Origin of the sequence: Paenibacillus sp. V4I3 (genome assembly GCF_030817215.1) — a bacterium.
Classification (GTDB): domain Bacteria; phylum Bacillota; class Bacilli; order Paenibacillales; family NBRC-103111; genus Paenibacillus_E.
Window position 1 is genome coordinate 6430767 of the sequence record NZ_JAUSZA010000001.1, and the last position, 12955, is coordinate 6443721.

The window sequence follows — 12955 nt, forward strand, 5'->3', positions numbered from 1 at the left end:
TAAATTATTATTCCATGACCTCAGCTTTACTCAGCTATGCTATGCTCAGCCGTCTCACAACAGCCCTCCCTTCAATCTAAACTGAGGTCTGGATAATAATAATTTACAAGTTTATGAAATGCTGTTGTACGCTTTGTTATCCACAATTAACTTCGATTCATGAACAAGCTTATTTATGAACTCATCATACTTGTTGTCAGCTAATTTCTTCTTAACTTGCTCTCTTACCTCATCCAGTGTTTTATAGCTGGGAATGCTTTTTTCCAGCACTTTAACGATATTGAAGGAAGCGTTTTCTTCGATAACGTCGCTTATCTGGCCATTCTTTAGCTCATCCAACTTTATTGTCAATTGCTTATATATTCTGGAATCCGACTTGTAAGTGCTTTCATTAAATTCCAGTTCCTTGTATTCTATATCTGATTTATCTTGTTTCTTATAGGCGCTAACGATATCCTCAAATTTCAAACCCTTATTTGTATCTTCCTTTATTTTTGCAGCCATACTAGCTGCAATTTTTTTCTTATCCGGCGAAGGATTACCTTTTTCATCCAAAAAAGGTATGACTATTTTTTCATACTTAATCGAATCTATCTTTTTATACATTGTTTCTTTATTTTCGTCATACGCATTTTTTATTTCTTCCTCATTGGAGGATAGCTCTTTATCCGCCAATTTGTTTTTTAATTCTTCCATCCTATTCCCATGGAGAATGTCATAATATCCTGTTGCATCAAATTGCTGGGGGCCGTATATCACTTGTTTTTTTTCTACTGCCTTCTTTCGCCTTTCGTTTTCAGCTTTGAGGTTATCGAGGAAACCGGAATAAGATATATCGCTGGCTATTCCATTACTTTTCATGACGATCTGCTCTGTTTTAATTCTTTTCAACTTATCCAATGTCTTTTGCTTAAGAACTTCAATAGGTATTTCTCCCTGAAAGGTTGTTGTCCAGAATTTGGCGCTGTCCGTTACTCCATATTTTTGAACAAAATAGGAAAAGACATTTGCTCTTAAACCTGGCATGACGTTCAAAAATTCATCCTTGGATACCGGCTCTCCATTTACCGTAAATACGGTTGCCTCACCTGAATATTTGTTTGATTGAAATACAATCAAGGAGACTGAAAGCAGCACCACCGCCAACAGCGGCAATAGGACGGCAAAAAATATTTTCTTTTTAAAAATACGATTTATCCGCTTACTTTTCTTCATAAGTACCCCTCATCTCGATGATTTGCAGCCTTCGTCTAAAGCCGTATGATCCCCCATTCCGATCTTCTTGCCCAACTTCTGATATTCAACAATATATCTATCAAGTAATTGACTTAATTGAACAAGTCTTTCGTCTGTCATACAGTCTGCAATCATGGCCCGGCCCACCAAATAAGAGCGTAATTGCTCGATTTGATATTCCAATATCTTCATCATTATCTCCATTTCTGATAGTTCTGATATTTTCCTTATCATCTAAACAAATGCGTTTGATCATCTCCCCGATCTGCTCTTTTAGTTTTTGCAGGCTCGTTCGACAATAGCCGTCGAGCCTGACAAATGTGTTTAACCTTTTACACCGGTAAAAGATGCACCTTTTTCAATAAGTTTCTGGCAGGTTATGAACACGATTAATAAAGGAATCATACTAATTACACCGCTAGCCATGAGCATGTTCTCCGAGACTATACTTGCTTGATTTTGCAAATTGTTTAATGCTACCGTTAAGGTCCAGTTTGCGGATGATCTTGCCACGACCAACGGCCACAAGAACTCATTCCATACGGGTAAAAATGTCAATACCGAAACAACGGTAAAGATCGGCACGGACATCGGAATCACAATTTGGTAAAAAGTCCTGAATTCAGAGGCGCCATCTACTCTTGCGGCTTGGATCAGCTCTCGAGGCAATTGATCAAAAAAACCTTTGAACAAGAAAATAACGATACCCCAAGCGGTATGAGGTAAAATGATTGCCCATAATGTGTCTACCAAATGCAATTGATTCATCGTTAAATAAAGCGGAATCAAAAGCGCGATATCAGGAATCATAAGTGTTGCCAGAAAAAACATCACTAGCCCCAGCTGAAGCTTTTTATTCTTTATCAAAAACGAAAGCGCATATCCAGCCAAGCCACCAAACAATAATTGAGAAACAATGGTGACAAATGTAACGATCAAACTATTGAGAAAATAATGACTGATTCCATATCCATCATTGGATGCTGCTTTGGTAACCTTGTTGAGAACCAAATAACTATCGAATATGCTCCAAAATCTAGGTTTTTCCTCAATACTCAACACCTTGCCGCTCACAAACTTCGAATTTGCATAAAAATCTCGAAAATGAGTTGAAACAAGCTCCTGTGAATTCCCACTACCCTTTTCGATACCGCCACTATCACCAAGCCATTGGAATGAAGATAACTTTTTCTCATGGATGATTGGTAATTTGACATTCATCAGATTATCGTTAAAAAGGGTCGTTGGAACAACAAGATTTCTTCCATAATGGAAGGAAGATCCCGTTGTATTCGCGGAATAAATCAACTTTCCATCCTTTATCCCTTTGACTACAACTTCCCCGATTGAATCGCGAATATTCGATGCCCATGGGTACCAAGTCGCTTTCATCGCATCTTTTTCGTAAAACTGGGCATCCTTCAGTTCCTGACCTGAGTAATCGACCTCAACCTGAACCGAATGGGGTATGGCAGGCAGCCACTTTGGCGGATATGCCAAGATAGACGACTCGTCCTTCAATGAAGAAGCGAGCATCCAAACAAGTGGAACAAGGGATAGCACAATAAATAAAAAGGTAATGCTATAAGCAATAATTTTAATCGACCGTTGGCCTTTTTCTTTAATGGTATTACGGATCATCGCTCTCCACTCCTCTCTCTATCAATCAGAATCTTTGGAAAATTTGAGTTGTATAAAGGTGATCAAGCCAATCAGTAGAAATAAGAATACCGATATAGCCCCCGAGGCTCCAAAGCGAAGTTGTTGAAAAGCCGTATTGAAAACAAACATCGATACAACCGTTGTACTGTCGGCGGGTCCCCCTTGAGTCATCACATAAATGTTATCAAAGGTCAACAGGATCCCTGTCATAAAACTAATCAATTGAATAAAAATAATGAACTTCATATTTGGTAAAATCATCGTTAACATGCGTCTCCATGGACCCGCCCCGTCCATTTTAGCAGCTTCGAGAATATCCGTTGAGACTGAGCGTATCGCAGAATAATATAAAAGAATGGCTATGCCTTGGCTTGCTATAAGCGAAGGGAGGACGACTGCGAACTTCGTCACATCCAAATCGTTTAACCAGAGGTAAGGACCTAAACCTATCTTCCCAAGGTAATAATTCAACATTCCGTGGTCAGGATTATACATCAATCGCCAAATCAGAACATTAACGACCACAGGAACAGCGGAGGGGAGCTGATAAAGGAAGCGAATGAACATATTCCCGTGATGAATTTCACTAAGAAGCAATGCCTGAACGATAGGAACCCAGAATGTCATGAGCAAATACAGCAATGCGAAAATAAAAGTAATCTCTATCGAATGCCAGAAGGAAGCTGAATTCAAAAATTCAGAATAGTTATCTAAGCCCACAAACTTTCCGGGAGGATTTCCAATTTCATAGTCAAAAAAACTGATATAGATCATTTTAAACAACGGATAATATTTAAATAAGACAAAACTAACAAGCGAAGGAATTAAAAAGATAATTGGCATCCAGCTAATACTCATGCGGCGTTTCATTGTGACACTTTGCAATCCAGTCTCTACTCTTGTTTCCATTCCACTCACCCTCTTTAGGTAGTTATCGGGATTCCCATATGGGAATCCCGATTTCTACGGTCTCTATTTATTTTTTCACTTCAGCATTGTACTTGTCTATCACTTCTTTTTGAGCCAAGTCTTGTTGCTTTTGAAGCTCGGCTTTTGGATCTGCATTTTGATCAAGCAGCACTTTTTGAATCGCGCCAACGACATACTTACTGAGACGGTCCTTTAAGAAATACTCTAGATGTGTATCTGAAGCGGCCTTCTTAATGTTATCAACAATATCAACAGGGATACCCTCATAAATCTTTGAGGTGTCCAGATCTGAACGGAAATTAAGCAAGTTAGGGAATTGGCCAATTTCTTTGATATAATTCAATCTACCATCGTAGAAGCTCTTTGATGACATGAATGTAATATAGGTCCAAGCTGCATCCTGCTTCTCTTTCGTACTTTTCGCATTAATTGTCCAATACGAACCTCCGACTTGCGAAGGCGATTTACCAGATGGGCCAGCAGGAAACGGCATAGCGCCGATATCTTTAATATCCATGCCTTTAGCAGTAAACCAATCCACCCAGCCTACGGTCATTCCCGTATGTCCTGTATAGAAATCCTTGTTATTGTCGTCCAGTGATTGTACAACGTTTTTCTGCACGACTTTATGCTTCCATTTTAAGTCTTTATAGAATTGCAGCGCAGTTACTGCAGGATCTGAAGTGAATGTCAACGTAGCTGTTCCGTCATCATTTTTCTTGGTGAGATCCCCGCCGGCTTGCCAAACATAATATTCAAAAAACCAATCTGCCCAATCCATTCCCAAAATATCATAGCCAATCTGACCTTTGCTTGGGTCTGTTAATTTCTTTGCCGCATCAACAAATTCATCCCAAGTCGCAGGTGGCTTGGCAGGATCAAGACCGGCTTCTTTAAAGAGCTTTTTATTATAGACCAAAGGTGTTACATACATATCTTTAGGAACGCCATAGACCTTTCCATCCCTTGTTCCAGCTACCATGGAAGAAGGAATGTAGTTCCCCTTATCCGCATAACTATTCCATCGATCAGTAATATCTAATGCAAAACCTTGCTTAATATATTTTTCCATATCAGGGTAAGGATTATTCGGTGTTGCATCTGGTCCTTGCCCGCCTGCCATTGCTGTCAAATATTGCTCGCGATCCTTACCTCCTGTTGCAAGCTCTTCATGCTTTACTTTGATGTTCGGAAATTTCGCATCAAACGCTGCAAACTGTTTCTCAAGATACGGCTTTACAGGATCATCAGCAGCTGGCTTATCCCATACGGTAATTTCTACCGGTTTGGCTGATGTAGCTGCTTGCGTGCTGGCAGGGCTGCTGCTAGGGCTTGTTGTGGCTGTTTTGCCGCCACATGCACTAAGCAAAAGTACAGAAGAGAGAGCGACTGCAATTACGTTAAGTTGTTTCTTCATTTTTCAATCCCCCTGAGATATTCTTGATTACGTTTTCATTATAAGATGAACGGAAGAGGGTTAGAATCCAATAATTCAAGGTTATTCTACAAATAATTCAATGAAAGTATTAAATTTTTTACACCCTTCTTACATTGTTTGTCGATGATTTTGCCTGTATTCTTTCGGTGATAAGCCGTGCGATTTTTTAAAAACACTGCTAAAATAGGCCGCGCCCTCAAAGCCGACCATCTCCGCTATTTCCTGAACCTTCATATTCGTTTCCCGTAACCATTCAGCCGCCTTTTCCATCCGTTGCTGGGTCAGAAAATCAGAATAGCCTTGGCCATACTTGTCTATAAACCGCTTAGAGAAATAAGTAGGGTGAATAAAGAAACGATCTGCAATGGACTGCAGGGATATGTTTTCATGTAAATTCATAACAAGATACTGCTTAATCTCATCCATGACATCCTTAACAGGATGATCTTTGTTTAAGAAATGGATGATATTGGTAACTTGACTTTGGATTTGTTGGACAGCTTCACGCCAACCCGTCAGATTTTGCAGCCAATAATGCAGATCGTCCATTTCCCCAATAACCAACTTGGTATCCTCTGTTTTCTCCAATAGATATTTCCTTAAGAGAAGATACATATCTGCGCAGAACCATTCTAGCTGAGAATAAGTAGCTGTCGGGAAGTCCACAAGGCTCTGAATGCGATGCGCAATCCATCGATGTAATGCCGTTTCATTCCCTTCATTAAGAAGACTAAACAGCAGTTCTTCATCTTTCTCTTTCATGAATTGTTCTCTCGAGTTCGAATGGCTCTGAATCCAGCCATAATCATAAATTTTATTGGTGCCGCTAATGATTTTATTACGAAGTGACAATTTGGCTAACTGGTATGATTTCTGCATCTTATCCAGGCTATCGACAATACTGCCAATAGCGATCGTCACTTCCAGACGCATGTAATGATTCACTCCAAATAGAACGCCTGTTAGCCATTCTTTTACCGCGGTATTTTCATTTAGATTCTCGACTCCCAAAATATAAACCATCTCATTCTGGTGAATAGCGTGTTGAAATATAACTCCGTCTCTACCCGCCAATTTCATTTGATCCGACATCATATTTTCGATGGCGAACCGGATGAGATCTTCATCGCCCGTACGAAATGAATAATGTGGAAGCTGGTAGGGCTCTAACACAAGTACGATGGCCAAAATGTAGGGAAATCTCTCTATAAGATCAGATACAGTCGTTATGCTTTCTTGCGAGGAAGCCGACTGTTTGGGTTCTTGAACCATTCTCGTTAATAATTGTTGGCGAAGACTTTCCAGATTCATCTCTTTATCTTGCTTCAACTTTTCCATTTCTAATCGGGATTTCCGCGTCTCTTCAATTTTCAATATGATGTTTGCTAAATTGCTGCGCAGCTCCGCCTCATCAATAGGTTTCAACAAATAGTCGGATACGCCGTACTTAATCGCCCGTTTGGCAAAATCAAAATCACTATATCCGCTAATAATAACAAATACGATTTCAGGATTGAGCTCTTTGGCCCGTTCTATAAAATCTAATCCGTCCATTCCGGGCATCCGAATATCTGTAATCACAATATCAGGCTGCACGCGGAGGGCCAACTCAAGTCCTTCTATGCCATCACCAGCTTCACCTACAATGGTAATAGGTAATCCCGATATGTTCATTTTCGCAATGATCCCTTTTCGTTGTTTGGGCTCATCATCTAAAACCAGTACTTTAAAGTTCATACGAACTCGCTCCTTCAATCCTTTATTTCATTAATCGGATGGTGACTTGCGTGCCTTCGCCAAAAACACTTTCAATGGCTACGCCATATTGTTCACCGTACAATAGTTTTAATCGGGCATGAACATTAACCATACCAATCGATGTCTGTTGATTGTTCGACGAATAGCTGGATGCTGACCAAGTATTTAACCTAAGCTGTAAAGCTTTGAGTTTATCCGGATCCATACCGCCCCCATTATCCGTCACCTTAATCATGGCATCCTGCTCATCAATTGATACCGCTTCAATTTGAATCGTCCCGCCTTTTCGCGAACGCTCTATGCCATGGATAATGCTATTCTCCACAATGGGCTGAAATAAGAGCTTTGGTATTCTCATCTCCATGAGTTCAGGATCGACAATAATGTTATATTCAAGCCGGGTTTCATAACGAATTTTCTGAATCGATAAATAGACTTCAAGCTGCTCAATTTCTTCTCCTAGTGTAGAGAAGCTTGCTCCATTGATATTATAACGAAGCATTTGGGCAAGAGATCGGCACATGACACTAATCATCTGGCCCTCACCTTGAACGGGTGCCAAGCTCTCAATCGTGCCAAGCGTATTATACAAAAAGTGCGGATTCATTTGTGATTGCAGTGCTTTAATTTCAGCATCCTTTTTCAGCAGCTCCGTTTCATACACTTGTACAACCAGATGATTGATTCTATGGGTCATTTGATTAAAGCTTTGGCAAAAGTAACCGATCTCATCTCTAGTTTCAACAGGTACAGAGATATTATAATTACCTGTCTCGATCTGCTTCATCCCTTTTCTTAAGCGCTTTATCGGAATGAGAACCCGCGAGGAAAGAAAACTGGCAAACAGCATCGTACTGAGCAAAGCGCTGAGGCCAATCAGAATCGTCCTTTTGGCAACAGAATTGACTTGAGCAAGGAGCACGTTCACAGGAACTTTACCAACCAACATCCAGTCTGAATTCATAAAGCTCTTGTAAACAATCAATGTTTGACTGTTATCTTCATTAATAAAAAAATAAGGTTCGGGACGCGTTTTTTCGAATTCAGAAAAGTTCTGTTCATTAAGAAACGGTTTTCCGGCGGATGCTCGATCAGGGCCAAGCACGATCGTTCCATCCTTCTTATTGATTAGATAAAAATCGGCTTGATCATTCGATTTAAGGGATTTTATCCACTCCTGCAGCTTTTCATTCGAAAATTGTATCGTCAGCATCCCGATAATAGGTTGGAAATCCCCAAATACATCCTTGAGCGCTTGTGTATAAGCTATTGTTCGATAAGGTTGATTTTTCGGGTCATAAGTGTTGGAAAGAACCCATGCCCCTTTACCATCGTTTTGAACCGCTATTTTACTCAGTCTGTCTAATTCTTTTTCAAAAGAGGCCAATTGGCCAGGGTTTGTAAAATAACGGAAGGCTCCGGCTGACAGTTTGCTTAAACCATTCGAATCTCGGACGACGATGGCATCGATGAATGGATTATTGTTTGCAAGGTCCATTATTCTAAACGTAAAATAGCTCATTTTCTCCGGGTACTTGGAATAATCTTTCATGAGTGACTGCAAATCCATATCCCTAAAGAGATTCCATGTTTCTTTATTCGTGTAATCCATGTGGGATTCCATCGTTTGAACGGATTGGTCTACCAGTCGTTCCATATTGGATATCGCGTTTTTCTTTATATCCGCAGAGGTTTGAACATAGAAATTGATCCCTAGGCTTAATACGGTAATAATGATGATTGTGAAGAAAGACAGCAGCATTTTCCTGTAAAAAGATCGTTTCACATAATCGATTGGAGTAAAAACCCATTTTTTAAAAATATTCAAGAAGACGCCTCCATTTCGTCAATGTTCGACATTTTCTTACCATACTATCATAAGAGTAAATCTTGTTCTATATGCCGAGAATGGATGTTTTTTGAAAAAACAAAAGATCATCAACTTATAAAGAAATAATAAAACCATTGATCCCACTAACATAAAGGTTCGTGTCAATAAAAAAAATACCGTCAAAACTTTGACGGTATTTCAATCATATCTTCTGATATTTTTTTATCATCATGATTATTAATTACTTTCCTTTGGAACAATATTGATAATTATTCCGAATCTCTCACCCAAACTGTCATCTCACCTATACCTCTGTTTGCCCATGCGAAATAGGGAATAAAGGTCAAGTTCGCGGTTTCATTCCGGATATCACTCGCAGGCTTGTAGAGCTCGTCCGCCCATTCCTTGATATTCATTCGTTTGGCAGCCGTTTTGATCACTTTAACCTCTGCCCCTCCCAAAAGCTCATAATTAGCCTCTACTTCTAAAGAGCTAATCTTTGGAAGCACCAATTGATGCAGCTGTTTCCCATTATCCGCCTCCTCCAAGCAATAAACCAAAGGCCCCCTCTGCAAGGCTACCTTACCAGCAGTTTGTCTAACCAGAGGATGTCCTTTCATGCGATGAATCGGCATATTAAGGGTCAGTTCTACCACATCGCCACGTTGCCATATCCTATTTAGCAGGGCATACCCATCTGCAACTTGAGCTTCAATGGCGTACGCGTCTCCATTTATTTGTACACTTGCCCCGTCACACCAATCAGGGATGCGCAGCGCCAATGTAAATTGGGCGGCTTCATCCATGGTTAATTCGAATCGAACCGCACCATCCCAAGGATAATTGGTTTGCTGTTCTAATTGAATAGACTTTCCTCCGATCTCCAAATCCGCCTGCCCTCCCACATATAAATGGGTATAAACAGTTTTGTCGTGAACTGTGTAAATATATTGTCCAAGAGATGCCAACAACCTGGCAACATTCGGCGGACAACAAGCACAGCCGTACCATCCTTGACGAACAGGCTTAACGTGATCATAATTCTTATTTATCCCGCATGCATCGGGGTATACCTCGAGCGGATTCACATAGAAGAAGTGTTTGCCATCACGTGACATACCGCTAATTACTGTATTGTATAAGGCGCGTTCCATCGTATCCGCATACTCGCTTTTCGGTTCTAATTGCAGCATTCTTTGCGCGAAAAAAATGAGTCCGATGGAAGCGCATGTTTCCGCATATACCGTATCGTTAGGCAGATCGTAATCTAGGGAGAAGGCTTCTCCACGAGCCATGGAGCCGATCCCGCCTGTTATATACATTCGTCTGGAGACGATATTTTTCCATAATTTTTGGCAAGCTTCAAGCAGTTCGCGATCACCTGTCTCGGCAGCAACATCAGCCATGCCCGCACACATATATACGAGGCGTACAGCGTGCCCATCTGCTTTGCCCTGTTCGCGTACAGGCAAGTGAGCTTGACTGTAGTCCTTCTCCTCAACCATCATCGTATCTGGCCAATGATGCGTTTTGCCTCTCTTTTCCCATTCCACATCGTAAAAATGAGGGGGCTGCTGCCCTCTTTCATCAAGAAAATACTTGCTCAGCTGCAGATATCTTTCCTGCCCTGTGACATGGTACAGCTTAACAAGCGCCAGCTCAATCTCCTGATGCCCGTCATATCCCTTTAACTTGCCTGCTTCATCCCCGAACACAGCATCAATGTTATCTGCAATCCCACATGCAACTTCCAATATTTTACGCTTCCCTGTTGCCCGGTAATAAGCAACAGCGGCTTCAATCATATGTCCGGCACTGTATAACTCATGGCACTCTGCTAAATTCGTCCATCTCCGGTCGGGTTCTTTCACCGTGTAATACGTATTTAAATATCCGTCCTGCTGCTGTGCCCTTGCTATAAGATCAATCACGTCATCCGCTACCCGTTCCAATTCCGAATCTGCTTCTGTTTCAAGCAAATAGCCAACAGCCTCCAACCATTTGGCCACATCGCTGTCTTGAAAAACCATGCCATAAAACTCACCTTCCACATCCCCTGCTGCGATCTTAAAATTGCGAATGGCATGGCTGGGCTCTGCATCTGGTACCCGGTCGTTTAATGCTTCCCATTGATAAGGCACAACGACGTCTCTCACCAATCGGATATATTCAGACCAGAACGCGTCCTTAATGCGTACGTTTTTTAAAGGCAATGCCTGTGTAAGTTTTCTACTCTCCATTTTCTCTCCTGCTCCTTCATTTACTCTAAGTTTGTTGGGCAAAATATTTAGCCTTTCACTCCAGTCATCGCAATACCTTCTATAAAATACCTCTGAGCAAAGAGGAAAATAATTAATGAAGGCAGCACGACAATAGCTACAGCAGCCATCATAATATTCCATTGAGCTGAGTATTGCCCTTGGAACAAAGTTAAACCAAGCATCAGCGTATATTTCTTCTCTGCAGAAATATAGAGCACGGGTGCTAAATAATCGTTCCAGTTATTAAGAAATGTAAAAAGTCCAACGACGATCATCGCTTGTTTGCTTAATGGAACGATGATTCGTGAGTATACCTTCAGATGGTTGGCTCCATCCATATAAGCAGCCTCATCCAATTCCTTGGGAATCGACATGAAAAACTGCCGCAGTAGAAAAATATTAAACAAGCCTCCGCCGAAAAAAGCAGGCACAATAAGAGGTGCATAGGTATTCGTTAAGCCCAGATAGCTCCAGCCAATAAAGTGTGGAATCATAACCACAGCAAACGGAAGCATAAGTGCGGTCATCAAGAAGCCGAATACTTTATCCCGCCCCGGCCAATCCAACCTTGAAAATCCATAGGCACAAAGAGAACTGGTCAGTAAAACACCGACAATATTCGAGATTGTAACGAAGGCCGTGTTCATAAAAAACGTTCCAAACGGCTGCGCTGTCAAGGCATTCTTATAATTTTCCCACTTCATCGCATGTGGAATGATGGACGGCACGACCTGAAAGATTTCGTCGGTACCGACAAGCGAGGTTCTTATCATCCAATAGAAGGGAAATAAGCAAAAAATAGAACCCAGTATTAGCAAAAGATAAACTATGAATGTACCGATGGTTTTTTGGGTTTTCATTTTGCTTTACCATCTCCTTCATAATGAATCCATGATTTTGAGAATTTGAAAATAAGAACGGTAAAAAGGATGGAGATGATGAATAGAATGACGGCGGAAGCACTAGCCGCTCCCATCTTCGAGAACTTAAAGCTATTTTGGAAAATGTAAAGGACATACAGTAAGCTGGCATTATTGGGACCGCCTGCACTTACCCCGCTGCTTCCTGATCCGCCTGTCATAACAGCAGGTTGTACGAACGTCTGAAGCCCGTTTATAAAACCAATGACCGTGTTAAAGAAAATAATAGGCGAGCTAACCGGTATTGTGATATAGATAAGTTTATGCCACGCGTTTCCGCCATCGACTTCAAGCGCCTCATATAAATGGGAGGGAATGGATTGCAAGCCCGCTAGAAATATCACAATCGTGCTGCCGCAAGTCCATAAGCTAAATAGAATGAGTGTCGGCATAACCGACGTATCCGATGCAAGCCAACTATACGGAGGCAGACCGACGAGTCCTAACAAATAGTTGATAACACCGAAATCGGGCTGCAGCATCCACATCCAGATAATGCCGGAAGAAGCAATCGGAATAATGACAGGTAGATAAAACACTCCTCTAAAAAAGCCGCGTGCTTTAATCTTCTGATTCAATAATACGGCGGCAAGAAAGGCAACAATAATCCCCAGCGGGACACTGACAAACACATAATACGCAGTTGCTTTCATCGCCGGATAAAAGAAAACATCCTTGCCCGTAAACATATCTGTGAAATTAGACAATCCGATAAATTTCGTAGACTGTGCGCCAATGGAATAATTCGTAAAGCTTAGGATGAATGTTAATACTAGTGGTACAGCAATGAAAATAGCATATCCAAGCAATACGGGCGATGTGAATAGTAAGCCCATATAGAGATTCTTCCTTCGTTTGCTGCGCTGTTTTTTGGTTGTCAAATCTGTACTCAAGCTAATGGTAGATTCCAACTTCGCTT

Annotated in this window: 10 protein-coding genes; all 10 read right to left on the bottom strand. The window is 41.1% G+C overall.

Features of this window, described 5'->3' with window-relative positions; genetic code table 11:
* Positions 1-111 precede the first annotated feature (111 nt).
* Positions 112-1215 carry a peptidylprolyl isomerase gene (locus tag QFZ77_RS29755; RefSeq protein WP_307445176.1) on the bottom strand — a complete coding sequence of 368 codons (1104 nt, stop codon included), beginning with the start codon at positions 1213-1215 and terminating at the stop codon, positions 112-114.
* A 9-nt stretch (positions 1216-1224) separates the two neighbouring features.
* Complete coding sequence (locus QFZ77_RS29760) at positions 1225-1431, bottom strand: aspartyl-phosphate phosphatase Spo0E family protein (protein WP_307445180.1); 207 nt, start codon at positions 1429-1431, stop codon at positions 1225-1227.
* A gap of 129 nt (positions 1432-1560) precedes the next feature.
* On the bottom strand, positions 1561-2877 hold the full coding sequence (locus QFZ77_RS29765) for a carbohydrate ABC transporter permease (RefSeq protein WP_307445182.1): 1317 nt from the start codon (positions 2875-2877) through the stop codon (positions 1561-1563).
* Between the two features lie 21 nt (positions 2878-2898).
* Positions 2899-3807, bottom strand: coding sequence for a carbohydrate ABC transporter permease (locus QFZ77_RS29770; protein WP_307445185.1), 909 nt, complete (start codon positions 3805-3807; stop codon positions 2899-2901).
* Between the two features lie 67 nt (positions 3808-3874).
* A complete protein-coding gene (locus QFZ77_RS29775; protein WP_307445188.1) occupies positions 3875-5245 on the bottom strand; it encodes an extracellular solute-binding protein in 1371 nt (456 codons plus the stop codon).
* A 129-nt stretch (positions 5246-5374) separates the two neighbouring features.
* Positions 5375-7003, bottom strand: a complete 1629-nt coding sequence (locus tag QFZ77_RS29780; protein WP_307445191.1) for a response regulator — start codon at positions 7001-7003, stop codon at positions 5375-5377.
* 22 nt (positions 7004-7025) lie between these two features.
* Positions 7026-8852, bottom strand: coding sequence for a cache domain-containing sensor histidine kinase (locus QFZ77_RS29785; RefSeq protein WP_307445194.1), 1827 nt, complete (start codon positions 8850-8852; stop codon positions 7026-7028).
* A 272-nt stretch (positions 8853-9124) separates the two neighbouring features.
* Positions 9125-11095, bottom strand: coding sequence for a glycoside hydrolase family 127 protein (locus QFZ77_RS29790; RefSeq protein ID WP_307445197.1), 1971 nt, complete (start codon positions 11093-11095; stop codon positions 9125-9127).
* A 47-nt stretch (positions 11096-11142) separates the two neighbouring features.
* Positions 11143-11976: a carbohydrate ABC transporter permease gene (locus QFZ77_RS29795; protein ID WP_307445201.1), complete on the bottom strand. Its 834-nt coding sequence runs from the start codon at positions 11974-11976 to the stop codon at positions 11143-11145.
* Positions 11973-12947, bottom strand: coding sequence for a carbohydrate ABC transporter permease (locus tag QFZ77_RS29800; protein WP_307445205.1), 975 nt, complete (start codon positions 12945-12947; stop codon positions 11973-11975). Before QFZ77_RS29800 ends, QFZ77_RS29795 begins: the two co-directional genes overlap by 4 nt.
* Positions 12948-12955: the final 8 nt, after the last annotated feature.

Bases quoted from the DNA above. Each gene is read 5' to 3' on its own strand.
- QFZ77_RS29755 (WP_307445176.1), bottom strand. From the start codon at position 1,215: ATGAAGAAAAGTAAGCGGATAAATCGTATTTTTAAAAAGAAAATATTT.
- QFZ77_RS29760 (WP_307445180.1), bottom strand. From the start codon at position 1,431: ATGATGAAGATATTGGAATATCAAATCGAGCAATTACGCTCTTATTTG.
- QFZ77_RS29765 (WP_307445182.1), bottom strand. From the start codon at position 2,877: ATGATCCGTAATACCATTAAAGAAAAAGGCCAACGGTCGATTAAAATT.
- QFZ77_RS29770 (WP_307445185.1), bottom strand. From the start codon at position 3,807: ATGGAAACAAGAGTAGAGACTGGATTGCAAAGTGTCACAATGAAACGC.
- QFZ77_RS29775 (WP_307445188.1), bottom strand. From the start codon at position 5,245: ATGAAGAAACAACTTAACGTAATTGCAGTCGCTCTCTCTTCTGTACTT.
- QFZ77_RS29780 (WP_307445191.1), bottom strand. From the start codon at position 7,003: ATGAACTTTAAAGTACTGGTTTTAGATGATGAGCCCAAACAACGAAAA.
- QFZ77_RS29790 (WP_307445197.1), bottom strand. From the start codon at position 11,095: ATGGAGAGTAGAAAACTTACACAGGCATTGCCTTTAAAAAACGTACGC.
- QFZ77_RS29795 (WP_307445201.1), bottom strand. From the start codon at position 11,976: ATGAAAACCCAAAAAACCATCGGTACATTCATAGTTTATCTTTTGCTA.